This is a genomic window from Rugosimonospora africana (genome assembly GCF_016862975.1).
GTDB lineage: Bacteria > Actinomycetota > Actinomycetes > Mycobacteriales > Micromonosporaceae > Rugosimonospora > Rugosimonospora africana.
In genome coordinates, this window is the sequence record NZ_BONZ01000115.1 from 21790 (window position 1) to 37899 (window position 16110).

Below are 16110 nucleotides of genomic sequence, written 5' to 3' on the forward strand. Positions count from 1 at the left end.
CATCCTAGCGCTTGAGGACGCCCGAGACGGAGTGGCCGGACGTGTCGAGATGGCCGGGGAACGGCCGATCCGGCCGGCGCGTCGCGCGCACACCCGGCGACGAGACCCGCCGATGAACCCATGAACTCAGTCGTTGACTGGGTCCACCTTCACCGCCGTCCCGTATGCGCAGATTTCCGCCCAGGCCGTACTGATGTTGCGATTGTCGAAGCGCAGGCCGATAACCGCATTGGCGCCGCGTTGCCGCGCCTGTTCGACCATTTCTGTCACCGCGTCCTTTCGCCACTGGGTCAGTTCCCGCGACCGCTTCGGGTTCAGGTTGCCGTCCAGCGACCGGATGCCTTCCGTGAAGGCATTGCTCAGTCGGGCGATGGAGCCGATCACTTCGCCGATCACAGCGCTGATCCGGTACCCCGGAATCTCCTCCGTGGTCACCACCAGTACGGCGGCCATTCCTTACCCCCGGGTTTTCTGCGCTGTGCGCGTCACCTCTCCACTGTACGGCGATTTGGGTGGATTTGGGTGGCATTGTCGAGCCGGTGGGGGCCCTCGGAGCCGGCAACGTTACAGCCGGATTATCGCGGGTACCGGTGCGGGAGCCACAAATCGAACCGCAGGGGCGCTAGCTCAGTGCGGAAGAAAAGAGGCTGACCGTGACCGAATCACCACTGGAGCCCCCGCATCGAGGACACCGACGCCTTCGGATCGCCATGGTCGTTCCACCCTGGTACGAGGTGCCACCGCTGGGGTACGGCGGCGTCGAGGTCATCGCCGGTGCACTGGTGGACGCGCTGGTGGCCCGGGGCCACGAGGTCACGCTGTTCGGCGCTGGTTCGCGAACCGGCACCGCCGCCTCTCACTTCATCGCGAGCAACCCGTCCTTGCAGCACGCCCGGCTCGGCCAGCTGCTGCCCGCTCTGGTGCACACCGCGCGAGTCAACAAGCTGATGAGCGAGGGCGAGTACGACGTCGTCCACGATCACACGACCGACGGCCCGGTCACGGCCGCCATGCGCAAGGCCCCCACCGTCGTGACCGTGCACGGCATCGTGAACAGCGATCTCGGGGACTTCCTGGACGCCCTGGGCGACAGCGTGCGTCTGGTCGCGATCTCCCGGTCCCAGCGGCAGTCGCGCCCGAGCCTGCCGTGGGCCGCGACGGTGCACAACGCCCTGCCGTACGTGGATCCGGTCGACGCGCCGCAGCGGCACGACGGTCCGGTGCTGTGGCTCGCGCGGTTCAGCCCGGACAAGGGGCCGGACCTGGCGATCCAGGCGTGCCGGGAGGCCGGTCTGCCGCTGGTACTGGCCGGCAAGGCGAGCGAGCCGAGCGAGGCCAAGTACCTGGAAGAGGAGATCCGGCCGATGCTGCGCGACGACGACGACATCCAGTTGCTCGCCGACGCCGACCGGACAGTCACCGACAAACTGCTCGCCGAGGCCCGTTGCCTCATCATGCCGATCCGTTGGGACGAGCCGTTCGGGATGGTGATGATCGAGGCGATGGCGGTCGGCACCCCGGTGGTCGCGCTCAGCCGCGGCGCGGTACCGGAGCTGATCCGGGACGGGTTGACCGGCTGGGTACGCGGTCGCCCGGAGGACCTGCCCGCGGCACTGCACCGGATCGACGAGATCGACCCGGCCGACTGCGTGGCGCACGTGCGCGCCAACTTCTCCGCGCCGCTGATGGCTCGCCGGTACGAGCGGGTCTACCTGGAAGCGGTGGACGCGGCGATGATCCCGGGCCGGCGCCGGCGCATGGTCGACTCCCGGCCGCAGCCGGTACCGGTGCTACGCCGTCCGGACCGGCGCATGCCGTACGTCGGCTGACCCGGAACGCCACAGCCGCCGGCGGTTCGGCCCCATGCCGGTCGCCAGGATCTCGCGCACCAGTGGGTAGCGGAACCTGAATCCGTAACGGGTCTCGTCCAGGATCCGGTACCGTCGCGCCGCGTCGAGCTTGTCGAGCACCAGCTCGGCGTCGCGCTCGTCGGTGGCCAGCTGCCCGACGCTGACCGTCGGGCCGGCCAGCGCCATCCGGCGCAGCAGCAGCACCACCGGCTCCGGCAGCGCGGAGAGCTGGTGCACCACGGCCATCCGCAGGTGCCACGGCACCGCCTGCCCGGCGACTGTCGATCCGGGCTCCGCCGCGCGCCCGTCAACAGCCCGCCCGTCGACCGTCTGAGTGTTGACCGTCTGAGTGTTGATCGCCTGTTCCTGGACCGCCTGCCTGTCGAGGGTGGCGCGGGTCAGCTCGACGAGAAACAACGGCAGCCCGCCGGAGAGCCGGGCGATCCTGGCGCGCGCGGAGTCGGACAGCGTCGCCTCTCCCGCGGTCGCGGTGATGAGCGCGTCCGCCTCCGGCGGGGTCAGCGGGGCCAGCCGGCGCCCGCGTACCAGGTGCAGCCGGGCCAGATCGGCGGCGCACAGCGCGAGCGGCGTCCCGGGTACCACGTCGCCGGTGCGGCACGCGGTGACCACCCGCAGGTACGGCCAGCACCGGCGGACCAGATACGCGACCAGCTCCGCGGTGTCCGGCCCGGCCCAGTGCAGGTCGTCGAGGACGAGCAGGAGACGGCCGGTGCCGGCGATGTTGTCCAGGAACCGGCCGACCGCCTCGAACATCAGCCGGCGGTCCTGCGGGGCTGTCGACCCGCGGTTTCCGGGGTCTGTGCTCGCCTCCGCGACAAACCGGCTCCGGCTGCGCTCAGACGGTGCCGCGGGGTCCGGGCTCGCCTCCGCCACCCGGCTCCGGCCGCGCACAGCGGGGTGAAGCTCCGGCAACAACAACTCCAGCCCGGCACAGCCGCGCAGCATGGCTGCCAGCGCGCTGGGCGGGGTACGCCGGACGTGATCGGCCAGCGCGGCGGCGAGCGGCGAGTACGGATCGCTGTCCCGCCGGCCGACTCCGGCCAGCACCGGCATCCCGATCCGGGTACCCAGCGCGATGGCCTCGGCAAGCAGCCGTGACTTGCCGATGCCGGCCTCGCCGTCGTAGCTGAGCACGGCCGAACCGTTCCCGGTCAGGTGCGCGTGCAGCTCGGCCAGTTCGGTGCGCCGGCCGACCAGCGGGCCGGCCGGGCCGGCGATGGGCAGCAGAGCGCCGACCGGAACCGTGCGCCGCCGGCCGTGCGCCGCGGCCGAACGCAGGCCGGTGCGCTGCGCGCCGGTCAGGTCCAGCGCGGCGGCCAGCCGGTCGAGGGTCAGCCGCCGGGGGTGGCGGCTGCCGCATTCCAGACTGCTGATTGCCCGCACCGAGAGTTCCGCTCGGTCGGCCAACTGCTCCTGAGTCAGCCCCGCGGCCCGGCGCAGCCGGGCCAGGAGGGTGCCGAAGGAGTCCTCCCACTCCTGCGCCGGCATGACGCCTCCCCACGGTCGACGATGACCTACCGGTTGGTGCTTGGCGGGACCGCCCGGGTGCGACGGGTGGGCGCCGGTCGGCGTACCCGTGGCACCGTTCCAAACACCCGGTGGGCAGGCACGCTGTGTTGACGTTGTTGCAAGAGTTTTACATATCTAGATGTGTTTGTCACAGGGAAAGTTAAGACTCCTGCGAGAAACAAGTGGGTCGGCTGTGTGGGTTGTGCGTGGTCTTACCTCAGTTAAAGCCATCAATGGAGGGGGGAATCCGGTGAGCCACGAGCACGGATCCCCGGAACCATCCTGGTGACCCCTGCATTGGAGGAGAACATGCGGGTTAGACCCCCGGTGCTCGTCGCGATCGGCGCTGCGGCGGTACTCACCGCCGGTGTGCTGGCCGCGGCACCCGCGTCCGCGGCGACCACCGCCGCGACCCCCGGCTACACGCACAGCTGCGCCAGCGCCAAGGCGCACGAGATGACCTGCTTCGCCCTGCGCCGTACCGATATGGCCAACGCGCACACCGTCGCCCCGAACGCGGCACCCTCGGGCTACGGGCCGTCCGACCTGAAGAGCGCGTACAAGCTCCCGGCCGGTAGCACCACCGCCACGGTCGCGATCGTCGACGCGTACGACGACCCGAACGCCGCGTCCGACCTGGCAGCCTACCGCTCGCAGTACGGGCTGCCGGCCTGCACCACGGCCAACGGCTGCTTCTCCAAGGTGAACCAGAACGGATCCACCACCTCGCTGCCCTCCCCGGACAGCGGCTGGGCCGGTGAGATCTCGCTCGACGTCGACATGGTCTCGGCGATCTGCCCGAGCTGCCACATTCTCCTGGTCGAGGCGAACTCGCCCAGCGACGCCAACCTGTACGCGGCCGAGGACTACGCGGCGGCGCACGCCAAGTACGTGTCCAACAGTTGGGGCGGTGGCGAGTACTCCGGCCAGACCACCGACGACTCGCACTTCAACCACCCGGGCGTGGCCATCACGGTCAGCTCCGGCGACGACGGCAACGGCGCCGAGTACCCGGCCACCTCGCGGTACGTCGTCGCGGTCGGCGGCACCTCGCTGCGCACCGCGAGCAACTCCCGCGGCTGGACGGAGACGGCGTGGAACGGCGCCGGCTCGGGCTGCTCCTCGTACGACGCCAAGCCCACGTTCCAGACTGTCACCACCGGCTGCTCCCGTCGGGCCGAGGCGGACGTGTCCGCGGTCGCCGACCCGAACACCGGCCTCGCCGTGTACCAGACGTACGGCGGCAGCGGCTGGGAGGTGTACGGCGGCACCAGCGCGTCCGCCCCGCAGATCGCGGCCGTGTACGCACTCGCCGGTACCCCGGGCTCCTCGGACCAGCCGGCCTCCTACCCGTACGCGCACACCGGCAACCTGTTCGACGTGACCAGCGGCAGCAACGGCTCCTGCGGGTCGCCGATGTGCACCTCGGGCACCGGCTGGGACGGGCCGACCGGACTCGGTACCCCGAACGGCACGGCCGCCTTCACGGCTGGTGGCGGCACCGGCGGCGTCTCGGTGAACAACCCGGGTAACCAGACCGGCACCGTGGGCACCCCGGCCAGCCTGACGTTGTCCGCCTCCGGTGGCACCGGCTCGTTCACCTGGTCCGCGTCCGGCCTGCCGAGCGGGCTGTCGCTGAACTCGTCGACCGGCGTCATCAGCGGTACCCCGACCACGGCCGCCACCTACTCCGTGACGGTCACCGCCACCAGCGGCGGCCAGAGCGGCAGCGCGTCGTTCACCTGGACGATCAACCCGACCGGCGGTGGCGGCTGCACCGGGGCCGGCCAGAAGCTGGGCAACCCGGGCTTCGAGACCGGCAGCGCCTCCCCGTGGACGGCGAGCGCTGGTGTCGTCGACAACAGCTCCGGTGAGGCGGCGCACTCCGGCTCCTGGAAGGCGTGGCTCGACGGGTACGGCACGACGCACACCGACACGCTGAGCCAGACCGTCAGCATCCCGTCCGGGTGCAGCTCCTACACGTTCAGCTTCTACCTGCACATCGACTCGTCCGAGACCACCACGACGACGCAGTACGACACGCTGACCGTGAAGGTCGGTTCGACCACCGTGGCCACGTACTCGAACCTGAACAAGGCCACCGGGTACACGCAGCGGTCGTTCAACGTGGCCAGCTTCGCCGGCCAGACCGTGTCCATCTCGTTCAGCGGCAGCGAGGACTCCTCGCTGCAGACCTCGTTCGTCATCGACGACACGGCGCTGACCGTGAGCTGACCGGTTACTCCACCAGTACGGCAACTCCACCGGGCCCGGGGGCGACCCCCGGGCCCGGTGCGCCATCTGAGCGGATGGTTTGGGCGGCAGCCGGTGGCGGGAACTGTCCGCGCATGAGTGAGCGCTGGTACGAGCAGGCCGTGGTGTACTGCCTGGAGGCGGAGTCCTTCCAGGACTCGGACGGCGACGGGATCGGTGACTTCCGGGGCCTGATCGGCCGGCTGGACTACCTGGCCCGGCTCGGCGTCACCTGCCTGTGGCTCAACCCGATCCACCCGTCGCCGCGCAGGGACGGCGGGTACGACATCACCGACTTCTACACCGTCGATCCCCGGCTGGGTTCCCTCGGCGACTTCGCCGAACTGCTGCACCAGGCCGGCAACCGGGGCATCAAGGTGCTCATCGACCTGGTCGTGAACCACACGTCCGACGAGCACCCGTGGTTCGTCTCCGCGTGCTCGTCGGCGGACTCGCCGTACCGCGACTGGTACGTGTGGTCGGACAAGGAGCCGTCCGATCGGTACCAGGGCATGGTGTTCCCCGGTGAGCAGAGGGAGACCTGGTCGTACCACCGCAAAGCGCACGCCTGGTACTACCACCGCTTCTACGACTTCCAGCCGGACCTCAACATGGCCAACCCGGCCGTCCGGGCCGAGGTCAAGAAGATCATGGGCTTCTGGCTGCAGCTCGGCGTGGCCGGGTTCCGGATGGACGCGGTGCCGTTCATCATCGAGCTGACCGAGCCCGACGTGACCGACCCGAAGCACGACTTCGAGCTGCTCACCGAGCTGCGCCAGCATGTCTCCTGGCGGGCCGGCGACGCGGTGCTGCTGGCCGAGGCGAACGTCGCCCCTGACGAACTGGTGCACTACGTCGGCGACCGGGGCGGGTCGACCAACCGCATCCACATGATGTTCGACTTCCTGCTCAACGACCGGCTGGTACTCGCACTCGCCCGAAGCAACGCGGAGCCGATCGTCGAGGCGCTGCGCAGCACGCCGTCGCTGCCGGCGGGTGGGCAGTGGGCCACCTTCCTGCGCAACCACGACGAGATCGACCTGTCCCGGCTCACCGCCGACCAGCGTGCCGAGGTGTTCACCCAGTTCGGGCCGGACGAGAACATGCGGCTCTACGACCGGGGCATCCGTCGCAGGCTCGCCCCGATGCTGGGTGGCGACCGGCGCCGGCTGGAGTTGGCGTACTCGCTGCAGTTCACGCTGCGCGGCACACCGGTGCTGCGCTACGGCGAGGAGATCGGCATGGGCGACGACCTCACGTTGCCCGGCCGGGAGGCGATCCGTACCCCGATGCAGTGGTCCGACCAGGTGGGCGGCGGCTTCACCACGTCCGCGGAGCCGGTCCGGCCGGTCGTCGCGAAGGGCCGGTACGGGTACCGGAGTGTCAATGTCACCGATCAGCGGCACGATCCCGGCTCGCTACTGGCCTGGTTCGAGCGCATGATCCGTACGCTGCGGGAGAGCCCCGAGGTGGGCGCCGGCCGGTGCAGCCCGGTCGACCTGGAGCTTCCCGCGTCGGTACTCGTGCACCGGGCGGACGGGCCGACCGGCACCATGCTGTTCCTGCACAACCTGGGTACCGAGCCGGTACTGCTGGATCTGGGCCGGCTGGCGGCCGAGGCGGACCATCCGAACCAGGTGTTCGGCAACCAGGAGTACGCGGACGTCGACGGCCTGGCGAAGCTGGAACTGGACGGCTACGGGTACCGGTGGATCCGGCTGCACCGCAACCCGGTGGGTTGACCACCGGTACGCCGCCGGTGCGGCAGAATCCCTTCTGATGAGTACCCAGGAGATCGTCACCCGGCTGGCTGCCGCGCTCCAGAAGCTCGAGCAGGGCCAGGCCAAGGCCGCTTCGGCCGCACAGGACTTCGACGAGGCACGGGCACTGGTCGGCGATGCCCTCCAGGGTGGGATGGCCGGGCCGCTGCTCGGGCTGATCGACACGCTCCGCGCGGCCGCCGCGCAGGCGTCCCGCTCGGGTGCGGCGCGCGATCGGGTCCAGGAGACCATCCACAAGGCTCAGGGCCTGGGCGACTTCTGAGGCCCGCCGTCCCGCCACTCCGCCGCTTCTGAGGCTCCGGCCGCTTCTGAGACCCGCCGCGGGTGGGGGCGGAAGGGCGACCAGCGCGGTGCGTTCAGCGGACCGCGGTGGGCTCGGGCCGGCGAGTGGATCGGGTACGGCGCGGACCCGGCGGCCTGCGGTCCCCGCGGTCGCCGCGCCCACCGGGCCGGGACGCCGCGAACAGGCCGCCCTGCGCGGCGAACCGGGGAAACGTCAGGCGCAACGCGTCCGCCCCGTAGAGAGCGACGGCCAGGCCGTGTGCCTGCGGCGACCAGTCGGCGGCGTCGGGTCCATGCTCTGGAGTCAGGTCGGCGTGCCGCCTGCGCAGCCTGCGCATCAGGCGCCGGCCGGCGCCGGTGCGCCCGGGCAGCAACGCCAGTCCCGCGACCGCCGCGGCCAGCACGAGCAGCGCCACCGCGGCCAGCGTCGGGTGCCCGCCCATCGCCGCGGCCGGATCCACCCCGCCGGCACTCACCCGGTCAACGTCCGCCCCGCCGGTTCCGAACAGCCCGGCGACGACCAGCAACCCGACGACGGTCGACAGGGCGGCGGCGACCGCCACGGTCCGCAGCGCGTACCTGCGCCGGACGGGCAGCATCAGGCCGGCACCCGCCAGTCCGGCCGCCAGGTCGGTGAGGCCGCCGCGTACCGAGCCACGGGTGGTCAACTCGCGCGGGCCGACCGGGTGCGTGAGCGATTCGTACACCAGCCGGGCGAGCGGGTCACAGCCGTGCGGCAGCCCGCCGCTGCGTCGTACCGTGCCCGGTGCCGCGGCGTCCACGGCGGCCCGGGCGTGCAGCAGCACCAGAGCGGTGACGACGGCTGCCGCCGGCCCGGAGCGCAGCAGGGCGACCTCGGTCGGGCGTAGGTCGCGTGCGGTGCGGCGGCGTAGCGGGAACCGGAGGCGCAGCGGGACCGCGACCGCGAGCAGGACGGCGTTGACGATGAGCGCGGCGTTGACGATGAGCGCGGCGTTGGCCACGACCACGGCGGTGCCGGCGATGACGGCGTGGCCGGCGGCAACGGTGTTGGCCACGACGACGGCGTCGCCGACGAGCACGGCGTACGCGAGGATCAGGCCGCCACTCATTGTCACCTCCGCACCACGCTCATGGGACCAGTGTGTGCGGGCGACGCAACTCCCGGCCCGCGTTCGGCGAGCCGACCGTTGTCCGAGCGGACGGCGCCCGAGCCGGCAGTTGTGCGAGCCGACGGTTGCCCGAGCCGACGGTTGTCCGGCGTGTGGGTCGTTCGGGTGGTCGCGCGGCGCCCATGGTTCATCGATGACGAACCGGCGTAACGTGCTAATGTGCTCGCCCAACCCGCTCAGTCGCTGACTGACTTCCTGCTCGGGCTCGTAGTCACCACGCTGACGATCCGGTTGCGCCGCCGACCGTGGGTGCCCCGGCCCTGGGTGTCGGCGTTCGGCTGGGCGGCCGTGGCCGCGCTGGCCGGTTCCGTGCACCACGCCGTCCTGGTGCGGTGGTCCCGGTGGGGAAGCGTGAGCTGGGCCATCATCAGTGTGCTCGTGGTCGTCGCGGTGTCGTACATTCTCGCCGGTACGGTCGTCGAGGTGCTCGGTACCGGCCACGCGCGTACCTTCTGGTTGCTGCGCTCGATCGGCCTGGTCGCGTACGTCATGCTCGCTGCCACCGGCCATGCCGGGGTGGCCTCGATGATGTCCTGTGAGGGCCTGACCATGGCCAGCGTGCTGGCGCTCTGGTGCTGGGCGACCTACCGGCACCACCCGCTCGGCTGGCCGGTGCTCGTGGCGATCGGGGCCAGCGGCGCGGCCGGCGCGACCCAGGCGTTGAGCCCGGGCGTGACGCACTGGATCGATCTTGACCCGACCTCGACCTATCACCTCGCCCAGGTCGGCGGCATGCTGCTGCTCTACTGGGCGCTCCTGCGCGGCCGTTCCGAAGCCGACCTGTCCGGGGCTCCACAGGGCGAGCCCGGCACCGCGGTCCAGGCCGGCTGACCGGAGCCGAGAGACCGATCTAGCCCGTCAAGGTCCCTCGCCCGATTCGTTTGTCGATTGTGCGACAAAGCATTCGAGGATTTTTTTAAACCCCGGTCCGGGGATCACGGCCCACACGGACAGGCCCACCGCTGCTTCGAGGCAGATGACCTGGAACGTGGTCGGTTCCCCGGCGAAGCCTGCTAGAACCTGGGCAGCCGCCGCCAGCCCGGCGAGGAGCGCCGGTCGCAGCCACTTGGGGCTCAGGTTCATGTCCCAGATTATGGAGGGGGCCGTCGATCTCTGAGGGGCGGGGATCAACCCGGGCCATGATCGGTGAATCGGCCGTTGACGTGCGGGGACTCCCGTAGGCCGCCGGATGGGGCAAACATCCGCATCTGAGGGTTTATCAGGTACAACCCGGGGCAACTGGGGCGAATGGCGAAGATGTCCGAGTCTCCTCCAGCGCCGGCCGCCGCGACGGAGGCGGTCGGCGCGCACCCGGACGGCAACCGACCGATCGAGTCGCTGAACACCGCGGAGCTGATCCGCCGCGGGTCCGAACAACTCTCCACGCTGGTCCGCGATGAACTGGCCCTCGCCAGGGCGGAGATGATCGACAAGGCCGGTCACGCCGGCAAGAGCGCCGGACTGTTCGGCGGCGCCGGAGTGATCAGCCTGTACGGAGTGTTCGGGCTGCTGACCGGATGCGTACTGCTGCTCGCCCGGGTGATGCCCGACTGGGGCGCGGCCATGGTGATCGGGGCACTGCTGCTGGCCATCGCCGGACTGATGGCCATCACCGGGCGCTCGCAGGTGAAGCAGGTGGGTGCGCCGGTACCGGAGGCGGCCGTCGACGGCGCGCGCCGCGACCTGAGCGCGGTCACCTCGGCCGTCGAGAGCCGGAAGAACCGATGAGTGCCGAGGGTGGCCTCGACCCGGCGTCGCTGAGCCTCGACCACCGCCGCGCCGCGTTGCGCGCCGAGATCGAGCAGACCCGGGCCGCGCTGGGCGAGACGGTCAGTGCGCTGGCCGCGAAGGCGGACGTCAAGGCCCGCGCCCAGGACAAGGCCGACGAGGTCAAGGCCAGGATGCGGGGAGTGGCACAGAACCGGTACAGCGACCTCGCCTACCGGGTCGGCCGCTCCCGGGAGCGGGTCTCCGGCACGGTCGGCTCGCGCTGGCCGTTGCTGATCGGGGCGGCGGCGGGCCTCGTCGTGCTGGCCGCCGGGCTGACCATCTGGCGCCGGCGGGGGTGAGGTCGCGATGAAGAAACAACTGCTGTACCGGCCGGTGGGCATGCTCGTCGGGGTGGCCGCCGGCGCCATCTCCGGGATGGTGGTCAAGCAGGTGTGGCGGCTGATTCCGGGCAAGGAGGGTACGCCGGACGCGCTGGACGAGGAGCGCGGTTGGGGCGAGGTGCTGGCCGCGGCCGCGCTCCAGGGGTTGGTCTTCGCGATCGTGCGGGCCGCGCTCGACCGAGGCACGGCCCAGGGGGTACGGCGGCTGACCGGTGAGTGGCCCGGTTAGCTACCGCGTCGGCCGTTCTGTGACGTCCTTGTACTCGGGGTGGCGCTCCAGGAAGGCGGACACGAACGGGCAGACGGGTACGACCATCTGCCGTCGCTCCCGTTCCATCTCCAGTGCCTGCCTGACCAGCACGCTGGCCACGCCCTTGCCGGCGAAGTCGGGCATGGTCTCGGTGTGCAGGAACACCCGGGCGCCGTCGTGACGGTCCCGGTACTGGATGATGCCGGCGACCGCATCGTCGGCGACCGCCTCGTACCGGTGTTGTTCGGGGTTGTCCCGCACGGTGATGTTCACGATCCCCATGCTGCCACGGGCCTCACGCGATCACGGGCTCGACGCTGCCATGGGAGGGACCGGTCACTGCGCCAGGCCGGACGACGCCTTTCCGATCACCTGGATCGCGGTGCGGCGCGGAAGCAGGCGGCTCATCAGCACCGAGCTGACCCGCATCATCGCGCCGGGCACCGCCCGCGGGCCGCGGCCGAGCGACTTCAGGGCGGTCTCCGCGACGGTCTGCGCCGTCACCGTCCCGGGTGCCGGACGCTTCATCGATTCGTGGTACCCGGGAGTGCTCACCGCACCCGCCACGCAGGCGAGCACGTCCACCCCGGTGGAACGCAGCTCGGCCCACAGGCTCTCGGCGAGGACGGCGCCGAACGCCTTGCTCGCCGCGTACCCGGCCAGTCCCGGCGATCCCTGGTTGCCCGCCAGCGAACTCATCACGATGACGCCGCCGCTGCCGCGGGCGACCATGTCTGGCAGGAAGTGCCGGGCCAGCAGCAGGGGAGCTCGGCAGTTGAGGTCCAGCAGGGTCTCCAGCCGGGACGGGGTCAGCTCCAGGAACCGGCTGACCGGCGCGTACGCGGCGTTGCACACCAGCGAACCGACGGCCTTGCCCTCGGCCGCGGAGAACACCGCGTCCAGACCGTCCTTTGTGGACAAGTCTGCCGCGACCGGTACCGACTCCACCGGCAGCCGGCCGGCGAGCTCGGTGAGCGGCTCGGAGCGCCGGGCCACCAGGATGAGGTTGACGCCGCGCTGCGCCAGGCCGGTCGCGAACGCCGCCCCGATGCCCTCGGACGCACCGGCCACCACCGCCCACGGCCCGTACTTGCTGGCAAATCCGCTGTTCATGTCGTCACCAATCGTGAGAAGGGTCGGTCCCGGCGCATCCGCCAGATCATCGCGAGCGGGAACACCAGCCAGGCCAGGTTGGCGGCGAGCACCATGCCGAAGTGCGGGGTCGCCCACTGCCCGAAGCGTTCCTGGCTCAGCAGGATCAGCACGTTGGACAGCATCATGCCGGACCAGACCAGCGCCGGGCCCCGGATCCAGTCCCGGCCGCGGATGAACGCCACGATGCCGGCGAGGTAGAACGGCCCGAAGAACAGCACATCGATCCAGATCGTCATCTTCCAGAACGGCGGCCTAGCCATCAGCAGCGGGTCCCACTTGTTGCCGTACCAGTGCACGAGGTCGACCAGTGGGTGCGGCGGCCAGACCGGGTACCGGAAGTGCCTCGTGTCCGGGATGGCGATCTGCTCCAGGTCAATGATGTACGTGACGAAACAGACATTGATCGCGAAGAACGCCACGAATATTGCGTCGTACCAACGGCGGCGCAGCGGCACATGATCCACGCGAACACTCTGGCATGGTGGCGCCCCGATCGGTAGAGCGTCCACGTGGCTCTCGTCAATCAACTGGCTCTTGTTAATCGAGACGAAGACTGCTATCAATATTAACTATCGAACATTAAGGTTTCTTTACTAATCGGCCAACCCGATGGGAAGGGGACAGCGGTGAGAGCAGCGATTCTCCCGGAATGGGGCCGCCAGCGGAGCGGGGACACCCGACCCGCCGTGCCCCGATCCGGATCCAGGCGGGCGCCCGCAGCGGCGCTGATCTGCGCGCTGGTCGCCCTCGCGGCGGCGGTACCGGCATTGCTCACGGGCAACTCCGCGGCCCACGCGGCAACCAGTGGCGGCGTGAAGATCGCCTACTACGACCAGTGGTCGATCTACCAGAACGCCTACTACCTCAAGAACGTCGACACGTCCGGCGCGGCCGGCAAGCTCGACTACATGCTCTACGACTTCGAGAACATCGACCCGACCAACCTCACCTGCTTCGAGGCGACCAAGGCGACCGACCCCGACCCGGGCGGGGAGAGCGATCCCAATGCCGGCGACGGCGCCGAGGATCAGTTCGCCGACTACCAGAAGACGTTCGACGCCAGCACCAGCGTCAGCGGCGTGGCCGACGTGTTCGGTCAGCCGATCGCCGGGAACTTCAACCAGCTCAAGCAGTTGAAGGCCAAGCACCCCAACCTCAAGGTGTTGCTGTCCATCGGCGGCTGGACCTACTCCAAGTACTTCTCCGACGCCGCGAAGACGGCGGCCAGCCGGCAGAAGTTCGTCAGCTCCTGCATCGACATGTTCATCGCCGGCAACATCCCGGCATCCGGCGGGTACGGCGGCCCCGGCACCGCCGCCGGCATCTTCGACGGGATCGACATCGACTGGGAGTACCCCGGATCGAGCGGCGGACACCTGGGCAACCACGTCGACCCGACCAACGACCCGGCGAACTTCACCGCGCTGCTGGCCGAGTTCCGCAGCGAACTCGACGCGTACGGTGCCGCACACGGCGGCAAGCACTACGCGCTGACCGCCGCCCTGCCGTCCGGCCAGGACAAAATCAAGTACATCCAGACCAACCGGATCGGCCAGTACCTCGACTTCGGCAACATCATGACCTACGACATGCACGGCGGGTTCGAGCCGACCGGCCCGACGAACTTCCAGGATCCGACGTTCACCTCGCCCAACGACCCGATGAACCCGGTCGCGCCCGGCACCGGCAAGTACAGCATCGACGAGGCGATGAGGGCATGGACCCAGGGTGCCTCGGCGTACGGCATCCCGGGCGGTTTCCCAGCGAACAAGGCCACCATCGGGTTCCCGTTCTACTACCGCGGCTGGACCGGGGTACCGGCGGGCAGCAACCACGGCCTGTACCAGCAGGCCGCCGGCCCGTCGCAGGGGTACACGCTGTCCGGCAACGTGCCCGGAGTGGCGATGTACAAGGAGATCACCAACATCGTCGCCAACCCATCGGACACCTTCTACGACCCGTTGACCCAGGCCGCCTGGTTCTACGACGGCAACACCCTCTACGTCGGCGACTCACCGCAGTCCATCAAGGCCAAAGTGGACTACCTGCACTGCAACGGGTACGCCGGCGCGATGATGTTCTCGCTGTACGACCTCGACCCGGCGACCACCCTGTTCAACGACGTGGTCAACGACGTCAACGGCAGCACGGCGACCTGCGTCACGCCGTCCGGCAGCAGCAGGCCGAGCGTGTCGCCGTCGAGCAGCCGTTCGGCGAGCCCGAGCGCGAGCCCGAGCCGCACTCCGTCGGCCTCACCGACGCCGTCGCGCTCGCCCAGCCCGACACCGACCGGCGGCGGCAGCGGCGCGGTGGTCAACGGCGGCTTCGAGACCGGATCGCTGTCCCCGTGGACCGGGGCCAACTGCAGCGTGGTGGGCAGTCCGGTACACGCCGGCACGCACGCGCTGGCCGGCGCGGTGAGCAGTTCGGACACGGCACAGTGCTCGCAGACGATCGCCGTGTCGCCCGGACACACGTACACGTTGCGGGGCTGGGTGAACGGTTCTTATGTGTACATTGGAGTCACCGGAACCGGGACCTCCGACCCGAGCACCTGGACACCGGGTACTTCCGGGGCGTACTCCCAACTGTCGGTCGGGTTCACCACCGGCCCGTCGACCACCTCGGTCACCGTCTGGGTACACGGCTGGTACGCGCAGGGTGCCTACCACGCCGACGACTTCTCGGTGAGCTGATTCGTCACGTCCGCGAAGACGGTGCGGTGGGGCGGAGTGAACTCCGCCCCACCGCACCTTCCCCCCGGGGAACCCCCGTGGATGGATCAGGGCAGCGTGGCCAGGTGCGGCTTGACCGCGTTGGCGAACGCGTATCCGTTGGACGCGTCCCAGTTGATGGACCAGGTCATCACGCCACGGACGGCCGGCCAGGTGGATGGCGGAACGAAGCTTCCACAGTTGGTACCCCGGGCGAGGCAGTCCAGCGCCGCGTTCACGGTGGCCGGGGCGAGGTACCCGGCACCGGCCTGCGTCGAGGCGGGTACCCCGAGCGCGACCTGGTCGGGGCGCAGCGCACTCTGCAGCTGGATGCAGGCCAGGGCGGTCAGGAAGTTCTCGGTACCCGAGCCGTAGGCGAACATCTGGTCGCAGCCGAGCATCGACCCGGAGTTGTAGTACTGGGTCTGCACGATGGTCAGGATGTCCTTGATGGACAGTGCCAGCTGGAAGTAGGCGGCGCCGGTCGACTGCATGTCGATGGTCTGTGGCGCCAGCGTGATGATGAGGCGGCTGCCGACCCTGCTCGACAGGGAACGCAGCGCCTGCGCCATATACGTCGGGTTGACGCCGTTCTCCAGGTCGATGTCGACGCCGTCGAAGCCGTAGCTGGTCATGATGGCGTACACGCTGTTGGCGAAGTTCGTCGCCGCGCCGGAACTGGAGACCGAGACGCTGCCCTTCTCACCGCCGACCGACAGCACGACGTGCTGGCCCCGTGCGTGCAGGGTGGCGACATCGGCGCGGAAGTTCGCGTCGGTGTACCCGCCCAGCGCGGAGGACAGGCCGGAGTCCACGGCGAAGGTGACCGCGCCGGCCTGGCCGGGATCGGCGTTCGCGAACGCGACATCGACGACGTCATAACTGGTCGGCACGTCGGACAGGCGCAGCGGCCTGGCGGTGTTGGTGAAGTCCTGCCAGTACCCGGTCAGCTCGTGACGTGGCAGCGGGCCACTGTTCGGAGGTGGGCTGGTGGGCGGTGGGCTGGTCGGCGGGGGAGTGGTGGGTGGTGGGG

17 protein-coding genes are annotated in these 16110 nt (G+C 70.0%); 9 read left to right on the forward strand and 8 right to left on the reverse strand.

Annotated features, from left to right (window positions below):
* Positions 1–126: 126 nt before the first annotated feature.
* Positions 127–453, reverse strand: coding sequence for a YbjQ family protein (locus Raf01_RS45875; RefSeq protein ID WP_203924468.1), 327 nt, complete (start codon positions 451–453; stop codon positions 127–129).
* A gap of 257 nt (positions 454–710) precedes the next feature.
* Between Raf01_RS45875 and Raf01_RS45880 the strand changes: the two genes are divergently transcribed.
* On the forward strand, positions 711–1829 hold the full coding sequence (locus Raf01_RS45880; protein WP_203924469.1) for a glycosyltransferase family 4 protein: 1119 nt from the start codon (positions 711–713) through the stop codon (positions 1827–1829).
* Here Raf01_RS45880 and Raf01_RS45885 read toward each other — a convergent pair.
* Complete coding sequence (locus Raf01_RS45885; RefSeq protein WP_203924470.1) at positions 1791–3359, reverse strand: AAA family ATPase; 1569 nt, start codon at positions 3357–3359, stop codon at positions 1791–1793. The two genes, Raf01_RS45880 and Raf01_RS45885, sit on opposite strands and share 39 nt — an antisense overlap.
* Before the next feature lie 330 nt (positions 3360–3689).
* Here Raf01_RS45885 and Raf01_RS45890 point away from each other — a divergent pair, with 330 nt between their 5' ends.
* The 3 genes from Raf01_RS45890 (at position 3690) to Raf01_RS45900 (ending at position 7676) form a co-directional block, all read left to right on the forward strand.
* The gene (locus Raf01_RS45890; protein ID WP_239134511.1) at positions 3690–5615 is read left to right on the forward strand and encodes a putative Ig domain-containing protein; all 1926 of its coding nucleotides are present in this window, start codon (positions 3690–3692) and stop codon (positions 5613–5615) included.
* A gap of 113 nt (positions 5616–5728) precedes the next feature.
* Positions 5729–7375, forward strand: coding sequence for an alpha-amylase family protein (locus tag Raf01_RS45895; protein ID WP_203924471.1), 1647 nt, complete (start codon positions 5729–5731; stop codon positions 7373–7375).
* Between the two features lie 37 nt (positions 7376–7412).
* On the forward strand, positions 7413–7676 hold the full coding sequence (locus tag Raf01_RS45900) for a DUF6244 family protein (protein ID WP_203924472.1): 264 nt from the start codon (positions 7413–7415) through the stop codon (positions 7674–7676).
* Positions 7677–7770: 94 nt separating this feature from the next.
* Here the strand turns inward: Raf01_RS45900 and Raf01_RS45905 are convergent, their stop codons facing one another.
* On the reverse strand, positions 7771–8787 hold the full coding sequence (locus Raf01_RS45905; RefSeq protein ID WP_203924473.1) for a TIGR04222 domain-containing membrane protein: 1017 nt from the start codon (positions 8785–8787) through the stop codon (positions 7771–7773).
* A 219-nt stretch (positions 8788–9006) separates the two neighbouring features.
* Between Raf01_RS45905 and Raf01_RS45910 the strand changes: the two genes are divergently transcribed.
* Positions 9007–9678 (forward strand): DUF6962 family protein, encoded by a 672-nt coding sequence (locus Raf01_RS45910; protein ID WP_203924474.1) that lies wholly within the window; start codon positions 9007–9009, stop codon positions 9676–9678.
* A gap of 27 nt (positions 9679–9705) precedes the next feature.
* Here Raf01_RS45910 and Raf01_RS45915 read toward each other — a convergent pair whose 3' ends face one another.
* A complete protein-coding gene (locus tag Raf01_RS45915; protein WP_203924475.1) occupies positions 9706–9930 on the reverse strand; it encodes a hypothetical protein in 225 nt (74 codons plus the stop codon).
* 174 nt (positions 9931–10104) lie between these two features.
* Between Raf01_RS45915 and Raf01_RS45920 the strand changes: the two genes are divergently transcribed.
* Genes Raf01_RS45920 through Raf01_RS45930 form a run of 3 tightly spaced genes read left to right on the forward strand, consistent with a single transcriptional unit; the run spans position 10105 to position 11187 of the window.
* Entirely contained in the window at positions 10105–10575 is a 471-nt protein-coding gene (locus tag Raf01_RS45920; protein WP_203924476.1) for a phage holin family protein, read from the forward strand.
* Positions 10572–10916, forward strand: coding sequence for a DUF3618 domain-containing protein (locus Raf01_RS45925; RefSeq protein WP_203924477.1), 345 nt, complete (start codon positions 10572–10574; stop codon positions 10914–10916). The genes Raf01_RS45920 and Raf01_RS45925 overlap by 4 nt, the downstream gene beginning before the upstream one ends.
* A gap of 7 nt (positions 10917–10923) precedes the next feature.
* Positions 10924–11187, forward strand: coding sequence for a DUF4235 domain-containing protein (locus tag Raf01_RS45930; RefSeq protein ID WP_203924478.1), 264 nt, complete (start codon positions 10924–10926; stop codon positions 11185–11187).
* Here Raf01_RS45930 and Raf01_RS45935 read toward each other — a convergent pair whose 3' ends face one another.
* The 3 genes from Raf01_RS45935 to Raf01_RS45945 form a co-directional block, all read right to left on the reverse strand.
* Entirely contained in the window at positions 11188–11481 is a 294-nt protein-coding gene (locus Raf01_RS45935; protein WP_373319774.1) for a GNAT family N-acetyltransferase, read from the reverse strand. It lies immediately after the preceding gene.
* Between the two features lie 63 nt (positions 11482–11544).
* Positions 11545–12321: an SDR family NAD(P)-dependent oxidoreductase gene (locus tag Raf01_RS45940; RefSeq protein ID WP_203924480.1), complete on the reverse strand. Its 777-nt coding sequence runs from the start codon at positions 12319–12321 to the stop codon at positions 11545–11547.
* A complete protein-coding gene (locus Raf01_RS45945; protein ID WP_203924481.1) occupies positions 12318–12827 on the reverse strand; it encodes an EXPERA domain-containing protein in 510 nt (169 codons plus the stop codon). The genes Raf01_RS45940 and Raf01_RS45945 overlap by 4 nt, the downstream gene beginning before the upstream one ends.
* 162 nt (positions 12828–12989) lie before the next feature.
* On the opposite strand from Raf01_RS45945, the gene Raf01_RS45950 reads away from it, so the two are divergent.
* The gene (locus tag Raf01_RS45950; protein WP_239134512.1) at positions 12990–15059 is read left to right on the forward strand and encodes a glycosyl hydrolase family 18 protein; all 2070 of its coding nucleotides are present in this window, start codon (positions 12990–12992) and stop codon (positions 15057–15059) included.
* An 86-nt stretch (positions 15060–15145) separates the two neighbouring features.
* Here Raf01_RS45950 and Raf01_RS45955 read toward each other — a convergent pair.
* A partial coding sequence (locus Raf01_RS45955) for a chitinase (RefSeq protein ID WP_203924482.1) occupies positions 15146–16110 on the reverse strand: 965 nt, incomplete at its 5' end.

Excerpts from the sequence above, each read along its gene's own strand:
- Raf01_RS45875 (WP_203924468.1), bottom strand. The coding sequence starts at position 453 with ATGGCCGCCGTACTGGTGGTGACCACGGAGGAGATTCCGGGGTACCGG.
- Raf01_RS45880 (WP_203924469.1), top strand. The coding sequence starts at position 711 with ATGGTCGTTCCACCCTGGTACGAGGTGCCACCGCTGGGGTACGGCGGC.
- Raf01_RS45885 (WP_203924470.1), bottom strand. The coding sequence starts at position 3,359 with ATGCCGGCGCAGGAGTGGGAGGACTCCTTCGGCACCCTCCTGGCCCGG.
- Raf01_RS45890 (WP_239134511.1), top strand. The coding sequence starts at position 3,690 with ATGCGGGTTAGACCCCCGGTGCTCGTCGCGATCGGCGCTGCGGCGGTA.
- Raf01_RS45895 (WP_203924471.1), top strand. The coding sequence starts at position 5,729 with ATGAGTGAGCGCTGGTACGAGCAGGCCGTGGTGTACTGCCTGGAGGCG.
- Raf01_RS45900 (WP_203924472.1), top strand. The coding sequence starts at position 7,413 with ATGAGTACCCAGGAGATCGTCACCCGGCTGGCTGCCGCGCTCCAGAAG.
- Raf01_RS45905 (WP_203924473.1), bottom strand. The coding sequence starts at position 8,787 with ATGAGTGGCGGCCTGATCCTCGCGTACGCCGTGCTCGTCGGCGACGCC.
- Raf01_RS45915 (WP_203924475.1), bottom strand. The coding sequence starts at position 9,930 with ATGAACCTGAGCCCCAAGTGGCTGCGACCGGCGCTCCTCGCCGGGCTG.
- Raf01_RS45920 (WP_203924476.1), top strand. The coding sequence starts at position 10,105 with ATGTCCGAGTCTCCTCCAGCGCCGGCCGCCGCGACGGAGGCGGTCGGC.
- Raf01_RS45925 (WP_203924477.1), top strand. The coding sequence starts at position 10,572 with ATGAGTGCCGAGGGTGGCCTCGACCCGGCGTCGCTGAGCCTCGACCAC.
- Raf01_RS45930 (WP_203924478.1), top strand. The coding sequence starts at position 10,924 with ATGAAGAAACAACTGCTGTACCGGCCGGTGGGCATGCTCGTCGGGGTG.
- Raf01_RS45940 (WP_203924480.1), bottom strand. The coding sequence starts at position 12,321 with ATGAACAGCGGATTTGCCAGCAAGTACGGGCCGTGGGCGGTGGTGGCC.